The organism is Maribacter sp. C-4077 (genome assembly GCF_055378385.1).
On the sequence record NZ_AP038807.1, the window covers coordinates 3282746 to 3306800 of the forward strand.

The 24055-nt window shown below is 41.3% G+C and carries 21 protein-coding genes; 18 read left to right on the top strand and 3 right to left on the bottom strand.

Annotated features, from left to right (window positions below):
* Positions 1–29 precede the first annotated feature (29 nt).
* The gene (gene dnaK, locus ACZ41C_RS14050; RefSeq protein WP_138258325.1) at positions 30–1946 is read left to right on the top strand and encodes a molecular chaperone DnaK; all 1917 of its coding nucleotides are present in this window, start codon (positions 30–32) and stop codon (positions 1944–1946) included.
* 159 nt (positions 1947–2105) lie between these two features.
* The gene (locus ACZ41C_RS14055; protein ID WP_464562324.1) at positions 2106–3008 is read left to right on the top strand and encodes a hypothetical protein; all 903 of its coding nucleotides are present in this window, start codon (positions 2106–2108) and stop codon (positions 3006–3008) included.
* Positions 3009–3021: 13 nt separating this feature from the next.
* On the opposite strand, the gene ACZ41C_RS14060 is transcribed toward ACZ41C_RS14055, so the two are convergent.
* Positions 3022–3576 (bottom strand): GNAT family N-acetyltransferase, encoded by a 555-nt coding sequence (locus ACZ41C_RS14060; protein ID WP_138258327.1) that lies wholly within the window; start codon positions 3574–3576, stop codon positions 3022–3024.
* A gap of 1 nt (position 3577) precedes the next feature.
* Complete coding sequence (locus tag ACZ41C_RS14065; protein WP_464562327.1) at positions 3578–4225, bottom strand: alpha/beta hydrolase; 648 nt, start codon at positions 4223–4225, stop codon at positions 3578–3580.
* Positions 4226–4286: 61 nt separating this feature from the next.
* On the opposite strand from ACZ41C_RS14065, the gene ACZ41C_RS14070 reads away from it, so the two are divergent.
* From ACZ41C_RS14070 to ACZ41C_RS14110, 9 genes are all read left to right on the top strand, one after another.
* Positions 4287–4709 (top strand): PaaI family thioesterase, encoded by a 423-nt coding sequence (locus ACZ41C_RS14070; RefSeq protein ID WP_138258329.1) that lies wholly within the window; start codon positions 4287–4289, stop codon positions 4707–4709.
* Between the two features lies 1 nt (position 4710).
* Positions 4711–5817: a chorismate-binding protein gene (locus ACZ41C_RS14075; RefSeq protein WP_138258330.1), complete on the top strand. Its 1107-nt coding sequence runs from the start codon at positions 4711–4713 to the stop codon at positions 5815–5817.
* A gap of 49 nt (positions 5818–5866) precedes the next feature.
* Positions 5867–7627 (top strand): 2-succinyl-5-enolpyruvyl-6-hydroxy-3-cyclohexene-1-carboxylic-acid synthase, encoded by a 1761-nt coding sequence (gene menD, locus ACZ41C_RS14080; protein ID WP_464562330.1) that lies wholly within the window; start codon positions 5867–5869, stop codon positions 7625–7627.
* Between the two features lie 27 nt (positions 7628–7654).
* On the top strand, positions 7655–7993 hold the full coding sequence (locus tag ACZ41C_RS14085) for a DUF2853 family protein (RefSeq protein WP_138258332.1): 339 nt from the start codon (positions 7655–7657) through the stop codon (positions 7991–7993).
* A 104-nt stretch (positions 7994–8097) separates the two neighbouring features.
* Positions 8098–8931, top strand: coding sequence for a CvfB family protein (locus tag ACZ41C_RS14090; RefSeq protein WP_138258333.1), 834 nt, complete (start codon positions 8098–8100; stop codon positions 8929–8931).
* Between the two features lie 186 nt (positions 8932–9117).
* Positions 9118–9720 carry an SPOR domain-containing protein gene (locus tag ACZ41C_RS14095; RefSeq protein ID WP_138258334.1) on the top strand — a complete coding sequence of 201 codons (603 nt, stop codon included), beginning with the start codon at positions 9118–9120 and terminating at the stop codon, positions 9718–9720.
* Positions 9721–9778: 58 nt separating this feature from the next.
* On the top strand, positions 9779–10630 hold the full coding sequence (menA, locus tag ACZ41C_RS14100; RefSeq protein WP_464562333.1) for a 1,4-dihydroxy-2-naphthoate octaprenyltransferase: 852 nt from the start codon (positions 9779–9781) through the stop codon (positions 10628–10630).
* Between the two features lie 34 nt (positions 10631–10664).
* Positions 10665–11429, top strand: a complete 765-nt coding sequence (locus ACZ41C_RS14105; protein ID WP_138258336.1) for a LytR/AlgR family response regulator transcription factor — start codon at positions 10665–10667, stop codon at positions 11427–11429.
* A 429-nt stretch (positions 11430–11858) separates the two neighbouring features.
* Positions 11859–13811, top strand: coding sequence for a sensor histidine kinase (locus ACZ41C_RS14110; RefSeq protein WP_464562335.1), 1953 nt, complete (start codon positions 11859–11861; stop codon positions 13809–13811).
* A gap of 2 nt (positions 13812–13813) precedes the next feature.
* Here ACZ41C_RS14110 and ACZ41C_RS14115 read toward each other — a convergent pair whose 3' ends face one another.
* A complete protein-coding gene (locus ACZ41C_RS14115; protein ID WP_464562337.1) occupies positions 13814–14608 on the bottom strand; it encodes an SDR family oxidoreductase in 795 nt (264 codons plus the stop codon).
* A gap of 94 nt (positions 14609–14702) precedes the next feature.
* On the opposite strand from ACZ41C_RS14115, the gene ACZ41C_RS14120 reads away from it, so the two are divergent.
* From ACZ41C_RS14120 to ACZ41C_RS14150, 7 genes are all read left to right on the top strand, one after another.
* Positions 14703–15755: an o-succinylbenzoate synthase gene (locus ACZ41C_RS14120; protein WP_138258339.1), complete on the top strand. Its 1053-nt coding sequence runs from the start codon at positions 14703–14705 to the stop codon at positions 15753–15755.
* Positions 15746–16693 (top strand): lysostaphin resistance A-like protein, encoded by a 948-nt coding sequence (locus ACZ41C_RS14125; RefSeq protein WP_464562340.1) that lies wholly within the window; start codon positions 15746–15748, stop codon positions 16691–16693. Before ACZ41C_RS14120 ends, ACZ41C_RS14125 begins: the two co-directional genes overlap by 10 nt.
* A gap of 6 nt (positions 16694–16699) precedes the next feature.
* Complete coding sequence (locus ACZ41C_RS14130; RefSeq protein WP_464562342.1) at positions 16700–17776, top strand: AMP-binding protein; 1077 nt, start codon at positions 16700–16702, stop codon at positions 17774–17776.
* A gap of 10 nt (positions 17777–17786) precedes the next feature.
* Entirely contained in the window at positions 17787–19136 is a 1350-nt protein-coding gene (locus ACZ41C_RS14135) for a M24 family metallopeptidase (RefSeq protein WP_464562344.1), read from the top strand.
* Between the two features lie 171 nt (positions 19137–19307).
* The gene (locus ACZ41C_RS14140) at positions 19308–21044 is read left to right on the top strand and encodes a carboxypeptidase-like regulatory domain-containing protein (RefSeq protein ID WP_464562346.1); all 1737 of its coding nucleotides are present in this window, start codon (positions 19308–19310) and stop codon (positions 21042–21044) included.
* 86 nt (positions 21045–21130) lie between these two features.
* Positions 21131–22888 carry a hypothetical protein gene (locus tag ACZ41C_RS14145; RefSeq protein ID WP_464562348.1) on the top strand — a complete coding sequence of 586 codons (1758 nt, stop codon included), beginning with the start codon at positions 21131–21133 and terminating at the stop codon, positions 22886–22888.
* Positions 22888–24048, top strand: coding sequence for a carboxypeptidase-like regulatory domain-containing protein (locus ACZ41C_RS14150; RefSeq protein WP_464562350.1), 1161 nt, complete (start codon positions 22888–22890; stop codon positions 24046–24048). The genes ACZ41C_RS14145 and ACZ41C_RS14150 overlap by 1 nt, the downstream gene beginning before the upstream one ends.
* The last annotated feature ends 7 nt before the right edge of the window (positions 24049–24055 follow it).

Here is a 24055-nt window from a genome sequence, read left to right on the forward strand (position 1 = left end):
TTAAGCACTTAAATTTTAAAACATATACAATGAGTAAGATTATTGGAATAGATTTGGGTACTACCAACTCCTGTGTCTCCGTGATGGAGGGTAATGAGCCAGTGGTAATTCCAAACGCAGAAGGAAAAAGAACAACACCGTCGGTCATAGCTTTTGTGGAGGGCGGTGAAATCAAGGTTGGAGACCCTGCAAAAAGGCAGGCAGTAACCAATCCGCATAAGACCATTTACTCCATAAAGCGTTTTATGGGGAACAAGTTCTCCGAATCTGAGAAAGAAGCTAAAAGGGTCCCTTACAAAGTAACCAAAGGTGATAACGATACCCCCAGGGTAGATATCGATGGTCGTTTGTATACGCCTCAGGAACTATCGGCCATGATTCTTCAAAAAATGAAGAAAACCGCCGAGGATTATTTGGGTCAGGATGTTACAAGGGCCGTTATTACGGTACCTGCTTACTTTAACGATTCCCAAAGACAGGCCACCAAAGAAGCGGGAGAAATTGCCGGACTTACCGTGGAGCGAATCATTAACGAACCTACGGCTGCCTCTTTGGCCTATGGTCTTGACAAAAAGGACACCGACCAGAAAATTGTGGTATTCGACTTTGGTGGTGGTACGCATGATGTTTCCATCCTAGAATTGGGTGATGGCGTTTTTGAAGTTTTGGCTACCGATGGTGATACCCACTTGGGTGGTGATGACGTGGACCAAAAGATAATCGATTGGTTGGCCGAGGAATTCAAGGCCGAGGAAGGCTTGGACCTACGTGACGACTCCATGGCACTCCAAAGATTGCGCGAGGCAGCGGAGAAAGCCAAAATTGAATTGTCCTCCTCTTCCCAAACGGAAATCAACTTGCCATACGTAACCGCTACGGCTACAGGACCTAAGCACTTGGTGCGTACCTTGACAAAATCCAAATTTGAGCAATTGATAGCGGATTTGGTCAAAAGAACCATTGAGCCATGTGAAAAGGCATTGAAATCTGCCGGACTTTCAAAAAGCGATATCGATGAAATCATTTTGGTAGGTGGTTCCACAAGGATACCGGCCGTTCAGGAAGCTGTGGAAAAATTCTTTGGAAAGAAACCTTCCAAAGGTGTAAATCCAGATGAGGTGGTTGCCATTGGTGCCGCAATTCAAGGTGGTGTATTGACAGGGGACGTAAAAGATGTGTTGTTGTTAGATGTTACGCCATTATCCCTAGGTATCGAGACTATGGGTAGCGTTATGACAAAATTAATCGAGGCGAATACTACGATTCCTACCAAGAAATCCCAAGTGTTCTCTACCGCTGCTGACAATCAGCCATCCGTTGAAATACACGTGTTACAAGGGGAAAGACCCATGGCGGCCGATAACAAGACCATTGGTAAGTTCCATTTGGACGGGATACCACCTGCACCAAGGGGAACTCCTCAAATAGAAGTAACCTTTGACATAGATGCCAATGGTATCATCAAGGTTTCCGCGACCGACAAGGCCACAGGAAAATCACAAGATATAAGAATTGAGGCATCTTCCGGATTGACAGAGGAGGAAATCAAAAAGATGAAGGCCGAAGCCGAGGCGAATGCCGAAAGCGATAAAAAAGCGAAGGAAAAGGCCGATAAATTGAACGAGGCCGATGGCATGATTTTCCAGACCGAAAAGCAGTTGGCCGAGTTTGGCGATAAACTGTCCGCGGACAAGAAAAAACCGATCGAGGATGCGTTGGCGGAGTTAAAGACGGCTTATGAATCCAAAGATTTGGCCGTAATCACACCGGCTTTGGATAAAATCAACGAGGCTTGGAAAGTAGCTTCTGAAGAGATGTACAAGGCACAGGCCGAAGCGCAACAAGGTGGAGGAAGTGCTGCCCAAGGCGAACCTACTGCTGATAGTAGCGGTAGCGCAACCGAAGGCGATAACGTTGAGGACGTAGACTTCGAAGAAGTCAAGTAGCCTGTCCTGAGCGTAGCCGAAGGGTTGACTTCGAAGAAGTCAAGTAACGTAGATATATTTTTTAATATCATACTATCAAGAAAAGGAGCGATAATCATCGCTCCTTTTTTATTTTGGAATGTAATTTGTTTGGGGAGGTAATTGAGTTAATTTTGTACTATGGTAAAAAACTATCCCCATATATTCTTTTTGGTTTTATTGGCTTTGCCCACCACTTCCTTTACCCAGGAGATACGAATCTTTACGGTATCGGATTTTGATTTGAAGGATAGCGTCAAAACCTGTCTTGTCAGTACAAAATATGGTAAGGAGGAGTATGATTTCAATCAGAGGGGGTTGCTTACCAAATCGGTTACCCGATATAATGAATCGGACTATGACGTAGTCTATTACAAATATCAGGACAGCCTTTTGGTCGAAAAACGGTCCGAAACCTACCGGGACAATAAATTCGACCCAGGAACTTCCATAGCGCACTTTTTTAAACTGGATACCATCGGGCAAACAAAGATTACAGAGAACATCATCTCTTATGATAAGGAGTTTTTGGACCAATATATCTACACCTATGACGATAAGGGCGATCTGACCAAAATTGTTAGGACCAACGATGAAGGCACGGATGAAACACAGGTGGAATACAAGAAATACAAAGGCGAGTATACCATCACCTATTTACTGAACGATGTACCCTTAAAATCGATACGGACTTCCTTTCAGACAAAAAATGGGGAGAAGCAAAAAATCGTACTTACCAAGGAATTTTTAAAAGGAGAGGCCACCAAGGCCTACGAGGAAGTATTTGGACCCAATGGGAAATTGTTGGCCAAACAGGAGTTTGAATATGATTTGGAGACCAAAAAGTTCGTCCCTACCGTAAGGACCACCTTTGAATATGATACAAACGGTATGTTGGTACAGGAAATTAAAAGGGGCGAAACTATTTTGGATAAAAAGGAGTATATCTATCAATACGATAGGGAGGGGGAAGGTAATTGGGTGAAGCAAATCGTAACCCCAGAAAATACCTATACAACCCGGAAAATCACCTATTACGAATGAGGTGTCCGGGAATCTACAAAACCTTACGCTGTTCCCATTCCTCCCTCAAAAGCCCGTAACAGCAGGTGTTTCTTTTAAACCCGTCCAATAGGTAGACATCCTTTCTAAGAATACCTTCCAGTTTGCATCCCAATTTTTCGACCGCTCTTCTGGATTTTAAGTTTCTTTCGTCCACCCGAAACTCTACTTTCTCAAAATCCATGTCCACAAAGGCATGGTGTAGCATGAGCCGTTTCATTTCCCTGTTCAGACCCGTTCCTTGAAATTCGTTCCCGATCCATGTGGAACCAATATGAAGCACTTTGTTTTTCCAATGTATATTCATATACCGGGTACTGCCCGCGTATCTGTGTACGGCCTTATCAAAAATGATAAAGGGAATGCCCAACTTTTGTGCCTGTTGCTCCAAGGCCATAAGCACGTAATTCTTGAGGGCTTCCGGGGTTTCGATATCGGAAGGGGAGTATTGGACCAGTTTCTTTTGGGAAGCAATGGGAAGGAGGTTTTCATAGTTCTCCAAAGTCAATGGGGATAGTTTCACCCGGTCGTTTTCCAAAACAATCTCCATATTAATAGGCAAAGGAATTAATGATTTCTTTTTTCAGTTCGTGGCCACCGTTAAAAGTAATTTGTTTTGCGGTACCCTGAAAAAGTTGGCCTAATTTTTCGGTTTCCTCTTCCAGTCTTTTGGCGTTGATGTATTCGTCTTCTTTACCAACCACGGAATACACGGCTGTAGCATCCGTTATCAATCTTTCAAAATCGGTCGCTTTCAATTCATCGGGGATACCCCCCGCGTATAAAATCAACTTGGAACATTTTAGGTTTGTTTTTGCCAAAAGTCGTGTTGCAACGGATACCCCTTGCGAAAACCCGAAGACGATTAATTGGCAATGACTCGGGATGTTTTCGGATTCCAAAACCTTGCCTACATAATTGAGGACATTTTGGGTTTCTTGCTCCTTGTCCACCCGTGTCAACCAACTTGCTCCCACATGCCTATATTTTCCGTTCAAATAATACTTTGAAGGCGCCTGGGGCGCGATTATATAGTTTTGGTCACTATCCAAATCCTCGAAATATCTCAAAAAGTATTTGCTTAGAAAACCTATGCCATGAAAGGCCAACCAAACATTTTTGGTTTTGGGCCCCAGATCATTCAGGGTTTCATAGGAATTGGTATGTTGGTATTGGACATTTTTTATTGTGGTCTGCATAAATCCATGGTGTCTATTCCTGCCTCTTGGTGTTCTATTGCTTAATTTTACAAAAAAAAGCATGGGCGAACACAAAGATAAGATACTTGAGGTCTGCAACAACTCCTCAAAGAATACCCTCATGGAAACCTTGAACATTTCGTATGTAGATGTAGGGGAGGATTTTCTAATTGCTAAAATGCCGGTAAACCCAAGGGTGCATCAGCCGGACGGGGTACTCCACGGAGGTGCTATGGTAGCATTGGCCGAAAGTGTAGGGAGTATGGCCTCCTATATATTTTTGAATGCAGCGGAGTTCTTTGTTAGGGGAATCGAGATTTCCGCCAACCACGTTAAAAGTGTGAAGGAGGGCTTTGTGTATGCGAAGGCTTCATTTATCCATAAGGGGAGGACTACGCAGGTTTGGGATATTCGCATAACGAACGAGGAGGACCAATTGATATCGGTCTGTAAACTCACCACGATTGCCCTTCCAAAGAAGTAAGATGGCGTATCCAATTTTAAAAAGGGCCCAAGGTCAATTGGAGCAAGGTCTCCCTTTCGTGATTTATAAAAAACCGAAAGAATTTGAAATTAAGGGTGTTTTTCAGCGGGATACACAACTCCATTCCGTTACCGATTTTACCGAAAGTGGTTTTGTATTTGCCCCATTCGATACTGTGCAAAGTCCGATTCTAATACAATGCGATGAAGTCCTTTCCGAAGTTTTTGGCACCGGGAATATGAGTACGACTAAAACCCCTCTGAAAAAGGAAGTTGGAGCATCCGAATCCTATGAAAGAATGGTTTCCAGGGCCATCGAAGCTATAAAATCAGGCCAACTGGAAAAGGTGGTGCTTTCAAGAAAAAAGGAGGTGCGTGTTGTCGCCTCCGCACTGGCCATTTTTCAACGTCTGGTACATGCTTATGAAAATGCCCTTTGCTATTTATGGCATCACCCAAAAATCGGGACATGGTTGGGCGCTACCCCGGAAATTCTATTAAAGAGTAGGGGAAATTCCTTTGTAACCATGTCCTTGGCGGGAACGCAAATGGTACGGGAGGAAGTGGGAATGCCCAAATGGGGCAAGAAGGAACTGCACGAACAGCAGTTGGTGACGGATTATATAGCGACGGCTTTACAGGACACTACGACCGACTTAAAAATTGGGGATTTGGAGTCCGTCCGGGCGGGGCAACTATGGCATTTAAGGACCAAGATTTCGGGTCGTTTCGAAAGGGAAAAGCTTAGCACCTTGATAAGGGCGTTACATCCTACACCTGCGGTTTGTGGCATTCCAACCGAAAGGGCAAAAAAATTCATTTTGGAGAACGAGCATTATGACCGAATGTTCTATACGGGATACTTGGGGGAACTCAACCTGAAAAATGAAGTGGAACGAAGCACAAACCCTCGGAATACGGAACAAAAAGCATATCGTTCCGTGTTGGAATCGACGGAACTTTTTGTCAATCTGCGCTGCATGCAACTGGACGGCACGGCGGCAAGTATTTTTGTTGGGGGTGGAATAACCTCAGATTCAGATCCTTGGAAGGAATGGGAGGAGACAGAAAATAAAAGCCAGACCATTTTAAAGGTACTCTTGGATTAAGTGCTTCACAATTGGTTTTTGAAGCCCATAGGTCTTAATTTTGTAGTTGATGAAGTACTCCAACATACCCGTGGCCCAATCAATTATTGGGCATTGTAAAGTCAATGGGATTAATAATATAATCATTTCGCCCGGTTCCAGAAATGCACCGTTAACCTTATCTTTTACAGAGAATCCTTTTTTTGATTGTTTTAGCATCGTTGATGAGCGATGTGCCGCATTTTTCGCATTGGGTATGGCCCAGAATTTGCAACGGCCCGTGGCTTTGGTCTGTACTTCGGGGAGTGCGCTGTTGAATTACTATCCTGCCATTGCCGAAGCTTTCTACAGTGAAATTCCCCTAGTGGTTATTTCGGCGGATAGGCCCTCCTATAAAATTGATATTGGCGATGGTCAGACCATCCGTCAGGACCATGTATATGACAGGCACATTGGCTATTCGGCAAATCTAAAGCAAGACCTTATCCACGCGACGGGAAGAATTACAAGATACCGACCCGAGTGGTTGGAGGGTAAGGATTTAAAGACGGAACAGGAACTTGTGGATACCTTTAATCATGGCGAACTGAACAAGGCATTTTCCATAGCGATCCAAAATAAGCTTCCCGTACATGTGAACGTTCCGTTTGAGGAACCTTTGTACGATCTTGAAGAAATGGATTTGATGCTTCCCGATGCCATTCCGGCTCCTACGGAAAATCCATTGAACCTTCCTGATGAGGTTTTGAATAGCTGGAACAATGCCGAAAAAAAGATGGTATTGGTGGGAGTAAACCATCCAAATTCCATTTCAAAGGATGTGTTGGATACCTTGGGAAATGACGCGTCGGTCCTGGTTTTTACCGAAACGACCTCCAATATCCACCACCCAAATTTTTTTAACAGCATTGATTCCATTTTAGCGCCCATTGAATTAAGTGGTTCAAAGCATACCTTATTCGAAGATCTAAGACCTGATGTCCTGATCACAGTCGGTGGACTTGTAGTCTCCAAAAAAATAAAGGCGTTCTTAAGGGAATATACCCCAGAGCACCATTGGCACGTAGGTGCCACCAAGGCAAATGATACCTTCTTTTGTTTGGGTAAACACTTTGAATTTTCGGTCAATGATTTTTTCGGCAAATTATACGACCAGAATGGTAAAAAGTCTTCTCCTTATTTTGAAAAATGGAACCGCGTAAAGTTGCAGTATATGAAAGGGCGGAAATCGTATTTGAATAAGATTCCTTATTCGGATTTTCTTGTATTTGATAAGCTATTACATTCAATTCCTAAATACTATCAGTTGCAGTTGGCGAACAGCTCAACCATACGGTATACGCAGCTTTTTGAATTGGACCCTACGCTACAGGTGTTTTGTAACAGGGGTACCAGTGGTATTGACGGCAGTACGTCCACGGCAATGGGTGCATCGGTATATAATGAATCGCCCACGTTATTGATAACGGGCGACCTTAGTTTTTTCTATGATAGCAATGCCCTATGGAATGACTATGTAAGGTCAGATTTTAGAATTATACTGATAAACAATGGGGGAGGAGGAATCTTTCGGATACTCCCTGGCAGGAAGGATACCGAGGCGTACGAACGTTTTTTTGAGACCAAGCATGCGCTGAAAGCTTCCCATTTGTGTGAAATGTTCCATGTTGGTTATAGTACCGCGGACGACGGGAACAGTTTGGAACAGGCGTTGGAGGATTTCTACAAACCTTCCGACTTTCCAAAGCTTTTGGAAGTACATACCCCTAGACTTATCAATAATAAAATTTTGACGGATTATTTTCATTTCATATCTTGTAGGGAATATTAACTATTAATTAAATAAGACACTAAAATTATGAGTAAAAGAGACGAGCTTATTGAAAAATATGCAGCCGACATCAAGGATAAATTCGGTGAGACTGCAGACATGGATTTGCTTACCAAAGTAACCGTTGGTTTAGGGCCATCAATTTACAACCTTGACGCCTCCAAAGTGTCTGGAGGTGACGAAAAGGAACTTGAAACGGTAAAGAACAACTACCTGATAAAGAAATTGGGACTAAGTGACGGTCCTCAATTAATGGAGGCCATCAAATCCGTTTTGGATAAATATGGTTCATCCAATAAGAACAAGCATAGAGCTGTTGTATATTACATGCTATGTAAGCATTTCAATAAGGCATCCGTTTATTAATAGATAGAATAGTAAAGTATTAAAAAAGCTGCTTCCTTTGGGGCAGCTTTTTTATTTACGACATTGTTTAATTGCCCCGTTATTTATTGTACTAACTTTGCAACATGATAGAAATAGGAAGAAAAAATGTCTTAAAAATTCTTAGGGATACCAGTGTAGGACTGTTTCTTGGAGACGATGAAGGCAATGATGTATTGTTGCCAAATAAATATGTGCCTGAATCCTACGAGATCGGGGAACAAATAGAGGTGTTCTGTTATTTGGATTATGATGAAAGACCCATAGCCACTACCTTGGAGCCGGATATTATGTTAGGGGAGTTTCGATTGCTTCAGGTTGCCGAAGTCAATGAATTTGGTGCCTTTATGGATTGGGGCTTGGAGAAACACCTGTTAGTGCCTTTTAGGGAACAACGAAGCAAAATGAAGCAAGGCCAGTGGTACGTGGTACATTGTTATTTAGACGAAAAGACGGGCCGTTTGGTCGCATCCAATAAACTGGATAAATTTTTGAACAATGAAAACCTAAATCTAAAGGAGTGGGAGGAAGTGGATTTGGTCATTATACGTCAAACCGAGTTAGGCTGGGAAGTCATTGTGAACGAAAAGCACAAAGGTTTGGTATATTTCAACGAAGTCTTCAAATCGGTCAATATTGGGGACGTGATACCGGGTTGCGTGAAAAAAATAAGGAAGGACAATAAATTGGATATATCCTTACAGCCCCTTGGGACAAAGGTTCTTGAGCCGGCCGCCAATAAAATCTACAGTGTATTGAAGGAAAAGGGAGGCTTTTTGCCCTTGCACGATAAATCAGACCCAGAAGATATTATGGACATGTTTCAAATGAGCAAGAAAACCTTTAAGAAGGGTTTGGGGACCTTGTATAAGGAAAGAAAGGTTGCCTTGGAGAAGGACGGTATACGTTTGGCCCAATAGGCTGTAATTGTGGGTTGTAGTAAGTAAACGCTTGGTGTTCAATTTTTTATCAGAAAATTGTCACCTTATTTTTTGTGTAGTTTGCCGTTAGTCCTATTTTTGTTCCATTACAGAGTTAGAAGTGTAATTCGAACTCTTTTATTTGTTAAATTTAAGGTAGTTTTTTAGACCAAAATACTTCATCATATGCCCTTTATCGAAGAAAGCGATCTTTTAGAGTTGCATAAAGACATAGATAAGGCCCAAATAATCAATGAGCGCCTTCTAGATCAAATAAAATTTAAAAACAAGGAGCTTAAACGCAGTAAAATACAGCGAAATATTTTCGCGGGGATTACGGCTTTTTTCTTGATAGGAGGGTTGGCCCTTACTTCTTTTACGGCTGGTCTAAATACCTCAAATTCGTTGGACAAACAAAACAATAATTTATTGGTATCCATAGATAGTTTGGATGCTATAAAAACCCGTATCGACAATTTAAAAGCTCAAAATGATGAGCTAAGCTTGGTAAAGGAGTTTTATTTGGCGAAACAATTCCTAGAGAAGGAAAAAATATATTCGGTGCAGGTTAAGTCCTTTGTAGACAACAATGTAACACTAGCTTCTGAAGCCTTGACCAATACCTTATTTGTAAAAACGAATCCTTTTTATTCCTATTCCTTGGGAACTTTCGAGACTTTGGAAGAGGCCAGATCGTTTAGGCAGCAACTGGTAAACCTTGGTTTTGAGGACGCCTTTGTGGCATCTTACAAAGAAGGGAAAAGAATTCAAATAGAAGATCCATATTAGAGTGACCCAGTTTAAGGCGTGGATAAACGCCGCAAGGTTAAGAACCCTTCCATTATCGGTGTCAGGTATATTAGTTGGTGCTACCTTGGCCTCGTACTTTGGCCACTCCAGCCCACTTATTTTTTGGTTGGCCATTTTGACCACCATAGGTTTTCAGATTACTTCAAACTTTGCCAACGATTATGGTGATGGCGTAAAAGGCACGGACAACGAAAATAGGATCGGTCCCAAGCGTGCACTACAAAGCGGGCTATTGACCCAAGGTTCTTTGAAAAAAGGAATCCTTATATCCATTATAATTGATTTATTATTAATATTGGCATTGCTTTATTTTTCATTTGGCATTAAGGAAATAGTATGGGGACTGCTTTTTCTACTTTTGGGTGTGCTGAGTATTTGGGCAGCGGTGAGATATACCGTTGGTAAAAATGCATATGGCTATCAGGGATTGGGAGATGTTTTTGTATTCCTCTTTTTTGGATTATTGTCTGTTATAGGTAGCATGTTTTTGTTCGTCAAGACTATTTTTTGGATTTCCTTTCTGCCCGCGATTACGGTAGGCCTTTTAAGCGTTGGAGTCCTAAACCTGAATAATTTGAGGGACCATGCGTCTGATGAGGATTCCGGCAAGATTACGATGATCGTTAAGATTGGCTTTAAAAAAGGGAAATTTTACCATTTTACCATTTTAATACTAGCTTTCATTTCATGGTCGGCCTTTATACTAGTGACCGCTACGGAATGGAAACATGGGATAAGTTTATTGGCCTTTGTTCCAATTTTTATTCATATGGTCACGGTGTGGTACAATAAATCTCCTGTAATGTTGGACCCGGAACTCAAGAAGGTCGCCTTGAGTACCTTTGCGCTGGCATTGCTCTTTTATTTTAGTTATTACAATTTTTTGTAGTTTTGAACGTTAACCCACTAAACAATTTACAATTTTGGAACAACCTATTAAAATACTAATCGTAGAGGACAACGTAATCATCGCAGATGATATGCAGTCCATGTTGGAGGAAATTGGGTATGAAATTGTAGATAATGTTATCGTTTATGAGCAAGCTGTTGAGGTTCTTAAGACAAAACAGGTAGACCTTGTCCTGATTGACATTATTCTTGCCTCCGATAAAACAGGAATCGACCTAGGGAAACATATTAGAGAAAACTATGACATCCCTTTTATTTTCGTAACCTCAAACTCGGACAGGGCTACTGTAGAAAACGCCAAAACGGTTAAACCCAATGGTTATTTGGTAAAACCCTTTGAGCAGCAAGATTTGTACACTTCCATAGAAATAGCCCTTTCGAATTTTATCTATGGTAAACAGGCTTCAGGTAAGACTACCAATAATTTGGAAGAATCCAACGAGGATGTCCCCATGAGCAATTCGATTCTAAAGGATTCCATTTTTGTTAAAAAACAGCATCTTTATTATAGAATTCAATTTGGTGATATCCAATTTATAAAGGCCGATAATGTCTATTTAGAGGTAAATACTGCGGACAAAAAGTTCTTGGTACGCTCTCCCCTTAAGGATTATTTGGAAAAATTACCTCAGAACAAGTTTTACAGAGCTCATAAATCGTATATCGTAAATGTAGACCATATAGATGCTATCAATTCAAAGGATATTATGATAAACAATACCTTGATTCCTATTTCAAAGGATTTTAAGGAGCTTATCATTTCAGCTATGAATTCTTAGAATTTTCATTAGGATTTAATCATATTCATAGGTCCGTTTATCGATAAAGTGTATAAAAAATCGGTTGAAATGGCATGATTGTCGTTTAACTGCATCTTCACAACAAAAAATCGACATTATACAACATTAAATCAGGACCGGCCCTTCTAAGTAATATTTTTGTAATAATAAGATATTCCGCAATACGATTTTTCTAATGATTGTTGGGAAATAGTTATTGTGAATTCTCTTTGGGATATAGATTTATGTCTTTGGTGGGATTTTTAAACATGCGGATATCTACTAAAATTACTTGAATTGATGGGGTTTACGGCGTAAATTGTTAGGACAGAAATAACAATTATTTCAGTTGCATTTGTATAGATTAGCAGAACGAATATCGCAATACGTCTATTACCTTCTTTTGAGCATGATATGAAAAGAGGTTTTTTGGTACTATTATTAGGTGTATTTTTTCTTCTGTTTACCTCTTTGGAGGTAAACGCACAGGATGTACCATTACAAGGCGAGAATTATTTTGAGCAGTTCAAGCAACTTCCGGATTCCGATAGCCGAATCGATTTTTTCTTTGATACTTCTAACAGGTATAACCAAAATTCCGCTTACGACTGGTTGGATGCCGTTAATGTTTATTTGAACAGTTCCCAAAAGACCAGCGATAGTACTTCCGTGTCCGATTATCAATTGATCCAGTCGAAAATATACTATGATTTGGGTGATTATGAGAAGAGCTTGGCCATTGCCAAAGAATTGTTCGATGACATGGAAAAATATCCCATGGAAAAGAAAGCGCTCATTCTCAATATCATGGACGATGACTATTCCAAGTTGGAACTTTATGATAAACAGATTGAAATCAGAAGGTTTAAAAGGGAATTTGGACTCACCGATAATGTTTCGTTTTATGATATCTATTCAAGTCTAGGTCAGCATAGAAAGGCTATGGAAGACTATATGACCGAGGAAAAAAAGAACTTGGAAGATGGCGATTTTTATGCCCAGGCGGTCTACAACAATAACATTGGAAATTACCTGCGACTGGATAAATCTACCCCTACGGCATTGGGTTATTTTAAAAAGGCAAAGGCTTTGATAGATGTCTATTTTAGCGATATCATCAATACAAAGACTGAAAATCAAATAAACGAGGGCAATCATTTAAAGGGCGTAATCGTTGGAAATATTGGAAAATGTTATGTGCAACTAAAGGAATATCAAAAGGCCATCCCTTATTTGGAAGAGAGTATTGACCTTATCAATAAATACAATACGGGGAAGGTTTCCACGGAACTTGTAGAGAATACCTTGGAAATCGCAGAATGTTACCTTCAATTGAACAATTTTGAAAAAGCCACGGACTACCTAAGTAATGACCTCGCCCCAAAAAAGATTAGGAACGTCATCAAAAGAAATAGACTTTACGCTTCCTATTATGACAGGACCGGAGACTATAAAAGCGCCAACGAGTATTTAAAGCAGAATAATAGGATACGAGATTCCTTGGACGATAATGACACCAACATCAAAAGTCAGCAATTGGAGTCGGTTCTAAAGCAGGACTTGGAGAATTCCAGAAAGATGGTGGAAGCCCAAAAGGCCGACTTGGAGAAATCCAGAAACGAGATTATCGAAAAGGACGAGAAAATCAGTCTTGTTTTTATTTCCTTGATTTTTACCCTTTTAGGATTTTCAGGGCTGGTATATGCCTACTTGAAAAGTATAAAGAACCAGCGATTGATCGCGGAGCAAAAACATTTTATAGAAAATTCCCTCATTGAAAAGGATTCGCTCTTAAAGGAGATACATCACAGGGTAAAGAACAATCTTCAAATGGTATCCAGCTTGTTGAGCCTACAGACCAAGAATACAAAAAGCAAGGCGGCCATTGAGGCTTTGGAAGAAGGAAAAAGTAGGGTAAAGGCCATGGCCTTGATACATCAAAAACTATATCAGAACGAAGATCTTTCCGTTATTGAAATGCAGGGCTATATTGAAAGTCTGATCAATAGCGTACAATCGGTCTATAAAAAAGGTGGGCATAATATTAATATCACAATCGATGCGGAAGGTGTAGAGCTGGATATTGACCGGGCCATACCCTTTGGACTCATGTTGAACGAATTGGTGTCCAATTCGTTCAAATATGCCTTTCCGAACGATGAGGAGAACGGTAAAATCTACATTCACGTGCGTAAGACGCAAGGGCAGGAAGGATTTTTTGAATATACCGATAACGGTGTGGGCTTACCGGAAGATTCAGAAGAAAGGGCGAATTCCTCCATGGGTATCCGTTTGATGAATCGTTTGGCCAATCAGCTGCAGACGACCCTAAATACCGACCGAACCGCCAAAGGGGTTCGTTTTTGGTTTCACTTCAAGTAGGATTACCTTACCTTACTTTTCAAAACGAGTTTGTGCAATAGTTTTGGGAAAAACCGTTTCAAGTATACTCCAAATCTTTCTTTTCCCCCAATATAGACTTCGAATTTTTCAGCAATGATCACCTCGATTATTTTTTGCGCACATACCGTTGGGGAAATCCCGTTTTTGGTGGCATCATCCTCCGTATTGGAAGAACTTCCATCACCAACCAAAGCATTTTTCGCTACGTTGGTCTGTACGAAACCAGGGCAAATCAATGTTACTAAGATTCCGTCTTTTGCATGTTCCATTCGTAAGGCATCGAAGAAACCATGCAAGGCATGTTTCGCCCCGCAATAACCGGATCGGTAGGGTGAGGAAAATTTGCCCATTAAACTTGTTACTGTGGCAAAATGACCCGACTTTTTCTCTGTAAAGTGGGGGAGCAAGCATCGGGTTAACTGTATCGTTCCCAGATAGTTGATATTGATTAGGTTCTGATATACTTTAAAGGCGGTGTCTTTTATCAAAGAACGTTGACTGATGCCCCCGTTATTTATCAAAATATCTATTTTGTCGAAGCACGAAATCGCTTTTTTGGGCATGGTTTCCAGTTCGGCCAAGTTTGCCAAATCCAACGGGAGAACGGCAACGTTTTCGGGAAATTTGCAATTCTTTTTGACGCGTTCCAGTTCAGTTTCCCTTCGGGCCGATAGGATCGTTTTGGCCCCAAGATCATTCAACTGGTACGCCAACGCTTCCCCAATACCGGAAGAGGCACCCGTAATCCAGACAACTTTATTTTTTATACCGCCCATACAACTTTATTGAAAGTCAAAATATAGCTAAATTTGAAGAATTCGACTAGGATACCTATGGGGTATTTTATGTTGGAAAGTTTCAAGAACCTCCATGAAGGCCACCTTTAAAAAATACGTACTCAATTTTAAGACTCCTAGCGGGACGTCCAGAGGGGTTTTAAGGACCAAGGAGACATGGTTCGTGGTGCTGGAACACGGGGAAAAAAAGGGAATAGGGGAGTGCGGATTATTTAAGGGCCTAAGTTACGACGATGTTCCGGGCTATGAGGAAAAGTGTAAATGGGTGGAGCGGAACATTCAAATGGGCAAGTCGGCCTTATTGACGGAACTTAGGGATTTTCCCAGTATCCAATTTGGTTTGGAACAAGCTTTTATTTCCTTGGAAAGGAAAAATCCGTTTACCCTTTTTAATACACCATTTCTACTTGAAAATAAACCAATTCCAATCAATGGCCTTATTTGGATGGGTGATGCCGATTACATGAAGGCTCAGATCAGCGAGAAATTGGAACAAGGTTTTTCCTGTATAAAAATGAAAATTGGGGCCATCGATTTTGAGGTCGAATTGGCACTATTGGAAACTATACGAAAGGATTTTTCTTCTGATGAAATTGAGCTCAGGGTAGACGCCAATGGCGCTTTTACTCCTGACGAGGCCTTAAAGAAACTCGGGGCCCTAGCGGAGTTTCAGTTGCACTCCATTGAGCAACCCATTAAACAGGGAAATTGGAGGGCCATGCGGGAGCTCTGTAAGCGAACCCCGTTGCCCATTGCGTTGGACGAGGAACTGATCGGTATTACTGAGATTTCGAAAAAAAAGGAACTTTTGGACACCATTAAGCCCCAATATATAATTTTAAAACCTAGTTTGGTAGGTGGGTTTGCGGGTAGCCAGGAATGGATAGATTTGGCCGAAAAGGGGGGAATTGGGTGGTGGATCACCAGTGCCTTGGAGAGCAATATTGGATTGAACGCCATTGCGCAATGGACCGCTTCCTTAGAGAACAAAATGCCCCAGGGCTTGGGAACGGGGTCCCTGTTCACTAATAATTTTGAGAGTCCGCTGGTCGTAAAAAATGGCGGATTGTATTACGAAAAACATAAAAATTGGGAAGCAAATTTAATTGAACAAATATGTACATAGAACAGGCGTATAAGGGTTTAAGTGAAAGTTGGAGGTTTATACTAGGGGTGTTTGTGGTATTTGGGGCTTGGCAAATTTTTGGCGGCATTCCTTTACTAGTAGCTCTTATTGCATCCGATGCAGCAGGGACGCTGGTGACGGGGGATTTGGGAAGTATGTCCGAAGCCTTGGGTTCCAATACCTTTTTGTTTTTGATGTTGCTCACTTTTGCTATTGGATTGGTTTGTTTGTTGGCCTACGTAGCACTGGTACACAAACAGTCGGTTACTTCTTTAACGACTTCCCGAAAGAAAATAGATTGGAGCCGAATTTTTTACGCATTCGGACTTTGGGCATCCATTTCCATAGTATTGATATTTCTCGATATATGGTTGGCACCAGAAGATTATGCCTTTAATTTCAAATTGGTTCCATTTCTAATTTTGGCTGCTATTTCAATCATTTTTATTCCGATACAAACCAGTATGGAAGAATATTTTATGCGTGGCTATTTGATGCAGGGACTTGGAATCTTGACCAAAAATAGATGGTTTCCCCTAGTTTTTACCTCGCTACTATTTGGAATGTTACATATCTTCAATCCAGAAGTTGAAAAGCTGGGATACGGTATTCTCGTATTCTATATCGGGACAGGGTTTTTTCTGGGCATTCTTACCCTAATGGATGAAGGTTTGGAATTGGCCCTTGGTTTTCATGCTGCTAATAATTTAACGGCTGCCTTGTTGGTCACCGCGGATTGGACGGCTTTTCAGACAGATTCCGTTTATCGGGATATTTCTAATCCGGTATTGGGATGGGACGTTTTGGTGCCTGTATTTGTAATATTTCCCTTGTTGCTATGGTTGTTTTCAAAAAAATACAAATGGAGGAATTGGAAAGAGCGCTTGACAGGCAAGGTGTTGACACGTGAGGAATTTTTGTCCCAAGAAAATGGGTAGATTTATATGACCGAGTCCTTGGTACATCCTAATTTTAAATTAAACGGGAAAGCAGTTTCCGGAGATGGACTATGGGAAGTTGCACATCGTTTTATTAAGGAAGGGCAGGGGTATCAGGAAAGTGTTGGTCGGTTTCTATTGGATTGGCTATCGGCATCGGAACATATCCAAGTAAAGACCTCCGGGTCGACCGGAAGTCCCAAAAATATTTCCCTTCTAAAGAAACACATGCGCAATAGCGCACGGGCGACAGGAGCCTATTTTGGATTAAAATCAGGAGATACCTGTTTGTTGTGTTTGTCCTGCCACTATATTGCTGGTAAAATGATGCTCGTCCGTGCCATGGTATTGGGGCTGGATATTTATTTGGCGGAGCCCACTGCCGCACCCTTGCAACACATTGGTTATCCTCAAACATTTCGTTTCTGTGCCATGGTACCTTTACAGGTGCAAGCTTCGTTGGAGGCTGTAGAGCGCATAGATATCTTGATTATCGGGGGTGCATCGGTGTCGAACGCACTTAAGAAAGAACTGCTTCCCAAGAAAACACGTTGTTTTGAAACCTATGGAATGACGGAAACTATTACCCACGTGGCAATGAGGGAATTATCGGAAGCATCCAGGAACCCCTTTCGGGCATTGCCAAATGTACATTTCTCTTTGGATGATAGGGAATGTTTGGTGATAGACGCGCCTAAAATCGCTTCGAACAAAATAGTCACCAATGATCAGGTGGCATTGGTATCGGACACCGAATTTCTTTGGTTGGGTCGATATGACAATGTCATAAATTCCGGTGGGGTAAAATTGTTTCCGGAAGCCATAGAGGAGAAATTGAGCACGTATCTGCAAGATGCCTGTATCGTTGCTGGAATTGAGGATGAACGTCTGGGGCAAAAATTGGTATTGGTCATGGAATCGGATTCCACACAAAAAATTGATTTGGACCTCTTCAAGGAAATAAAAACGCTGGCGCCCTACGAACGACCAAAAGAAATCTATTATCTTCCTACTTTTATAAGAACTAAGAACGGGAAAATTCAGAGAGAATTCACCCTTCAAAAAGCAATTAATAATCAATAATCCATTTTTTATGCGAAGCATTTTATTCCTTTTAGTATTCACTTTCGTTATAAGAGTTCAAGCACAATATATCCTGCCAGAAAGAGAACGAGCGACCGTAATCGACGAACTGTTGGATGAGAGATTTAATAACCTTTTGCCAAAACTCATGGACGAGGCCAATATTGATATGTGGGTGGTCATCTCAAGGGAATACAATGAGGATCCTGTCCTACGGACGATGTTGCCCGCCACTTGGCTCAATGCCAGGAGACGAACGATTCTACTGTTCTATAGAGATAAGGCCAACAATAAAATTGAAAAATTGGCGGTAGCCCGATACAACGTAGGGAAAAATATTGAATCGGCATGGGACAAGGAGACCCAGCCGGACCAATGGAAACGATTGATGGAATTGATTTCGGAACGAAACCCAAAGCAAATAGGCCTTAACTATTCCAAGGATCATAATATTGCGGACGGACTGGACAAGACCGATTATGATGAATTCATAGCCAATTTGCCAAAGAAGTTTCATTCAAAAGTAGTATCCGCGGAACAATTGGCCGTACGCTGGATCGAAACTAGAACGGAACGCGAAATGGTCATTTACAATCAGTTGGTGGACATTACCCACGATATCATCGCTGAAGCCTTTTCTGAAAAAGTAATTACCCCGGGTATAACCACGACTTCTGATGTTGTCTGGTGGATGCGCCAAAAGGTTACGGATCTTGGTTTGGAAACATGGTTTCATCCTACGGTGGACGTGCAAAGGAGCAATAACACAGGTGAAAATTCCGAATTTTATTCGTTTTCCAATAAACCGGACGAAATGGTCATCTTGCCCGGAGATTTATTGCATTGTGATTTCGGAATAACATATCTGAGATTAAATACGGATTGTCAGGAATTGGCCTATGTACTAAAACCGGAAGAAAAGCAGGCTCCCGATTTTCTGGTCAATGGTTTAAAGGATGGCAATAGGGTACAGGATTTCCTGACCCAAAATATGATTGCCGGGAGAACCGGAAATGAGATTCTTATGAAATCACTTGCCGAAGCAAAGGCAGCCGGATTAAGACCATCCATTTATACACATCCTTTGGGAATGTATGGACATTCGGCCGGTACAACGATAGGAATGTGGGATGCCCAGGGCGGTGTGATGAAGGATGATGGGGAAAACTATCCCTTGAATCCCAATACAGTGTATGCCATTGAACTCAATACGACCATTACGATTCCAGAATGGAAACGGGACATACGCATCATGTTGGAGGAAGCAGGATTCTATGGAAAGGATGGTTTCAGATATGTTAATGGTAGGCAAACCGAACTTTTACTCATTCCCAGGGTAAAAGGGCATCAAGGGAATTGATGCTACATTACTATTTTCACTGGGCAAAAAAATACAAAGTAGAATATCGATTGATTTAATAGTAATACTATTGATATTGGGATTATTACTGTTAACAATGTGTTAATAGTTAAATCTTTTCATCGGCTGTATTGATTTATTTGTAACTTTTATACACTAAATCAATACATTATGAAAAAATTGCTTCTTTTTTTCTGCATTATTCCATTGATGTCATTTGCGCAACAAGTGGATTCTAAAATTATTAAGGGAATTGTAAAAGATAATTCCGCTCCAATGGCAAACGTTGCCATAACGACATCGGCTACGCAAAACGCGGTGTACACGGATAAGGATGGTAAGTACAGTATAGGAGTTGTTTCAGGTGAGACCTTGACTTTTTCCTATACCGGCATGGAACCGGTAGAAATCATGGTCGAGGATGTAACCCGTATCCTGAATATTACCATGTATCCGAAAATAGAGCAGCTAGAAGAGGTGACGGTCACAAAAAGTGGTCGAAAATCACAAGAAGACTTACAAAAGGAATATGCCACGAACAAACGTTTGATTAAAACGGCTTATGGAATCTTGGATGCGGATAGGGCCCCAGGTCGTATCATGATGCTTAACGAGAATGATATAATGCCTATTGGAATCTGTATCCTGGATGTTGTTAGAAACGAATTTCCAGGTGTTATTGTAAATGGAGACTGTTATAATGGAGGTGACATTATTATTCGGGGTGTGGGGTCTATATCATTTGATGCGGCGGCAATCTATGATATAGATGGGCAAATTTTCACAAACACCCCAATTTGGGTGGACGTGAACAACATCAAGAGGCTGGCCATCCTTAACAATTTCGCTACGGCCACAAAGTATGGCGGACTTGCCTCTGGCGGGGTAGTGGTTATCAACACGGTCTCCGGTACACAGTACCCCAAAACCCTAGTGGACCAGGTTAGGCTACGCAACAACTTTTATGACCACGGAGCTGTTAGCCAGCAAAGTCTTATGAAAAATGCTCCGGAATACCTAAAGGAGCTCCATGCCAGTACGACGGATGATGCGGCGGAAACGGTTTTCGGGAACTACCTGTCCAAATATTCCGGGTCGTACTATTTTTTGGTGGATAGTTACCGGTTCTTCATGGAGCGTGGAAACGAAACCTTTGCGGAGGCTTTAATCCGGGAGAATTTTGGGCGTTTCAATGATAACTCCGTGGCCCTGAAATCCCTGGCCTATGTCCATGACAATTTCGAGGAATATGGTAAGGCCAATGAGCTATACAAGGAAGTCTTCATATTAAGGCCGCATTATGCGCAGTCCTACCTCGACTTGGCCAACAGCTATAGGCAGATCGGGGACTACCAGAAGGCGGTAGGCCTGCACTCCCGTTATGGTTATCTATTGGAGAACGGCTTCATGAACGACGAGCGCGGGGAGTTTACGGGTCTAATGGACAGGGAGCTCAACAACCTCATCGCCCTTAAGGGCGGAGATTTGATGTCCAAGAAGAATCTTAGGAAGTATGCCCTGGAGGACGACTTCAAGGGAACGCGCCTGGTATTCGAGTGGGCGGATAGCGAGGCGGAGTTTGACCTCCAGTTCGTGAATCCGGAGAACCAATATTTCAAGTGGCAACATAGCTTGAAGGATAACGCGGACCGCATAAAGGACGAAAAGAAGGTGGGCTACTCCGTTACTGAATATTTGATAGACGATTCGTTGCCCGGCACCTGGAAAGTGAATCTTAACTATTTGGGCAACAAAAGCCTTACGCCTACCTATCTGAAGGCAACGGTCTACCATAATTACGGAAGCGCCTCCCAACGCAAGGAGATCAAGGTGTTCAAGTTGTCGACTAGGGAAGTAAACCAAGAACTGTTCTCCTTGAATATTGCTTCCCGGATTGCATCGAGGTAAGATTTAATTTAAACATTAAACAACCTTTTTATATTACAAGTACTATCATAGATGTAAAACATTTGGATAATTATAAAACTACGGTCATGAAAAACGCTAAGCTTACTACATTATTTCTGTTATTATTGTCCTGTTCATTGGGCTGGGCACAAAACCTTCGGGAAATTTCTGGTAAAGTATCGGATAGTTCGGGTCCTTTGGAAGATGTTATGATAAGCATTAAGGATAAGGATGATTCCTCAACATTTTCAAGTTTGGACGGGAACTATACCATAAATGCTCAAACTGGTGACATACTCATGTTTACATACGCAGGAATGAAGACCGTTAGTATTCAAATTGAGGATGTTACCCGTTATATCAATCCTATCTTGTATCCATATGTAAATCAATTGGATGAGGTAATAGTGGAAAGCAGTAACAGAATATCCGCAAATGTAATGGCACAAAGATATTTTGAGCGCAGAAATGGTATCCAAAGTGCCTACGGTTTTATAGATGGGGATAGGACTGCAGGAAACATACTATTTTTGGAGCAAGATGAAATCATGCCGGTAAACCTTGGGTTGGCAAATCTTTTGCAAAACAGGTTTCCTGGAGTTTCAACGGGTATTTTACAAAATCTTGCAAGCGGGGTGCCCGTATTTTTGATGAGAGGAGCCTCAATGACGGCTGCGCCCCAACCTGCGATATTTGATGTGGACGGACAAGTCTTCACTAACTTTCCTACATGGCTTGACATAGGGAATATTAAACGTATCGCCATTATTACGAGTCTATCAATGACAGTCAAATATGGATCTCTAGGTTCTGGAGGGGTAGTTGTTATCAATACATTTTCTGGACCACCGACTCCTGAATTCCATGCTAAAAAATATTTGGGTAATAGCGAGTTTTATGATGGAGACGCCGTAGGAATGGACGTCATTCGTAACAATTGGCCAGAATATAAAAAATCATTGTACGCAAGTACATCCTTGGGAATGGCAAAGTCTCAATATATTAAGTGGTCTGAAAAGTATGGTGGTGCACCCTATTTTGTTCTTGATGCCCAAGACTTTTTTGCAACTGAAATGAATGATCCGGAATTTGCACAACAAATAGTTAATGAGCATTATTCTGAGTTTCGAAATAATCCGGTTCTTTTAAAAGCTTTGGCTTATCAATACGAAGTGCAAGGTGAAAGGAAGAAAGCAAATGACATTTATAAGGAAATTTTCTTGTTAAGACCTCATTATGCACAAAGTTACTTGGATATGGCAAGGAGTTATAGGGAATTGGGAGAAGTCAATCAGGCAGCGGCCATTCATGCCAGATACAACTACCTATTGGATGAAGGTTTTATGGAAGCGGATATTCAAAGTGTACAAGAGATTATGTCCACGGAATTCAATAATCTGATATCCATGGAAAATGTTTTGGTAGAGAGACAATTAAACAATGAGTCTAATTTGGAAAAACCTCTAAAAAAAGGTACTCGGCTGGTATTTGAATGGAACGATGGTGAGGCTGAATTTGAACTGCAATTTGTTAGTCCTGTGGGACAATCCCATGTTTGGAAACATACTTTACAGGACAATAGTGATCTCATACAAAGGGAAAAAAAATATGGTTTTTCAACTATGGAAGTGGTTATAGATGAAGATTTGCCTGGCACTTGGACGGTGAATGCCAAATATTTGGGAAATAAGAGTTTGACACCAACATTTTTGAAGACAACTATCTACAGTGACTATGGTAGTGATAAGCAGCTAAAGGAAGTTAAACTGTTTCCGCTACAGTTAAAGGAGGTAAATCAAAAGCTATTTAGTGTTTCCAATGCCAAGGGCGTTGCCTTAAATTAATGCAAATATTGGATACGATATGTTTTAAAAAATTGTCCCTTGTACTTTTTTTGGCTCTGTATTTTGCAGGTTTTGGCCAAAGAGATTACAAGGGACAAACCGTTGATGCAAAAACAGGAGAACCCGTTCCTTATGTGAATATTGGTATTTTGGATAAGGGCGTAGGTACCGTATCGGATGAAAATGGGATTTTTCATCTTCCTTTGGAGACTTCAAAATATGGGAATGGGGACTACATCCAAATATCTTGTTTGGGTTATGAAACAATTCGGATACCAGTTTCAAAAATTGAGTTTGAATACAACGAATATCCAAAACTAATCTTGAATCCAGCAGAAATTAGTTTGGATGAGGTTGAGGTAACAAATACTACCTTGGTTCCAATAAAGGAATATATTGGCTATCAAAACAATGGGTCGCCCAGTTTGGGGTATTGGAAGGACAATGTGGCATTGGGAGGGGAATTGGCCACTAAAATTAGAACTTCAAAAGGACCGAGGCAATTGAATTCCCTTGAATTTGAAGTATGGAGTAATCCATCCGATAGTATTTTAGTCCGCATTAATGTCTATGATAGTGATGGTCCATTAGGAAAACCTCTAACCAATCTCAACAAATCCGGCAAGGATATCCTAACGACACTTACAAAAGGTCGGGGATTTAAGGATGTGGATTTAGAGCCTTTTATTATCTCTGTAACCGATGACTTTTACATATCGCTGGAACTATTAAAAGTATATGGCGATAGTGAAATTGAATTGGTTCTTGCCGCTGCGGACAGTGATTATGGTTCCTATCGGAAATATACCAGTCAGGACAAATGGCAAAAGGTAAGCGATGTCAATATGGCCTATTATTTGGAAACCTCGCCCTATGTTTCCCAAGAAAAGGCCAAGCGATATGAAGTGAAGGTAGAGAAAGCTAGAAGAAAATTACGCATGCTATCCGGTTTTGCGATTCACAATGGATCAATGCTTGCCGATGTAACCGTTAAAAACCAGCGTACCAGGGAAACCACAAAAACGGATGATTCGGGTAGATATGTCATCCATGCAGAAAAAAAGGATGTCATTATGTTTTCCAAGGAAGGTTTTAAAAATATGATTCTGGAGGGAAGCGACCAGCAATTTGCCAATGCCTTGATGCGCCTAATTGATTGAATTATAT

What these genes read in the sequence shown, in the direction of transcription:
- dnaK (WP_138258325.1), top strand. Translation starts at nt 30, where the DNA reads ATGAGTAAGATTATTGGAATAGATTTGGGTACTACCAACTCCTGTGTC.
- ACZ41C_RS14055 (WP_464562324.1), top strand. Translation starts at nt 2,106, where the DNA reads ATGGTAAAAAACTATCCCCATATATTCTTTTTGGTTTTATTGGCTTTG.
- ACZ41C_RS14060 (WP_138258327.1), bottom strand. Translation starts at nt 3,576, where the DNA reads ATGGAGATTGTTTTGGAAAACGACCGGGTGAAACTATCCCCATTGACT.
- ACZ41C_RS14065 (WP_464562327.1), bottom strand. Translation starts at nt 4,225, where the DNA reads ATGCAGACCACAATAAAAAATGTCCAATACCAACATACCAATTCCTAT.
- ACZ41C_RS14070 (WP_138258329.1), top strand. Translation starts at nt 4,287, where the DNA reads ATGGGCGAACACAAAGATAAGATACTTGAGGTCTGCAACAACTCCTCA.
- ACZ41C_RS14075 (WP_138258330.1), top strand. Translation starts at nt 4,711, where the DNA reads ATGGCGTATCCAATTTTAAAAAGGGCCCAAGGTCAATTGGAGCAAGGT.
- menD (WP_464562330.1), top strand. Translation starts at nt 5,867, where the DNA reads ATGAAGTACTCCAACATACCCGTGGCCCAATCAATTATTGGGCATTGT.
- ACZ41C_RS14085 (WP_138258332.1), top strand. Translation starts at nt 7,655, where the DNA reads ATGAGTAAAAGAGACGAGCTTATTGAAAAATATGCAGCCGACATCAAG.
- ACZ41C_RS14090 (WP_138258333.1), top strand. Translation starts at nt 8,098, where the DNA reads ATGATAGAAATAGGAAGAAAAAATGTCTTAAAAATTCTTAGGGATACC.
- ACZ41C_RS14095 (WP_138258334.1), top strand. Translation starts at nt 9,118, where the DNA reads ATGCCCTTTATCGAAGAAAGCGATCTTTTAGAGTTGCATAAAGACATA.
- ACZ41C_RS14115 (WP_464562337.1), bottom strand. Translation starts at nt 14,608, where the DNA reads ATGGGCGGTATAAAAAATAAAGTTGTCTGGATTACGGGTGCCTCTTCC.
- ACZ41C_RS14120 (WP_138258339.1), top strand. Translation starts at nt 14,703, where the DNA reads ATGAAGGCCACCTTTAAAAAATACGTACTCAATTTTAAGACTCCTAGC.
- ACZ41C_RS14125 (WP_464562340.1), top strand. Translation starts at nt 15,746, where the DNA reads ATGTACATAGAACAGGCGTATAAGGGTTTAAGTGAAAGTTGGAGGTTT.
- ACZ41C_RS14130 (WP_464562342.1), top strand. Translation starts at nt 16,700, where the DNA reads ATGACCGAGTCCTTGGTACATCCTAATTTTAAATTAAACGGGAAAGCA.
- ACZ41C_RS14135 (WP_464562344.1), top strand. Translation starts at nt 17,787, where the DNA reads ATGCGAAGCATTTTATTCCTTTTAGTATTCACTTTCGTTATAAGAGTT.
- ACZ41C_RS14140 (WP_464562346.1), top strand. Translation starts at nt 19,308, where the DNA reads ATGAAAAAATTGCTTCTTTTTTTCTGCATTATTCCATTGATGTCATTT.
- ACZ41C_RS14145 (WP_464562348.1), top strand. Translation starts at nt 21,131, where the DNA reads ATGAAAAACGCTAAGCTTACTACATTATTTCTGTTATTATTGTCCTGT.
- ACZ41C_RS14150 (WP_464562350.1), top strand. Translation starts at nt 22,888, where the DNA reads ATGCAAATATTGGATACGATATGTTTTAAAAAATTGTCCCTTGTACTT.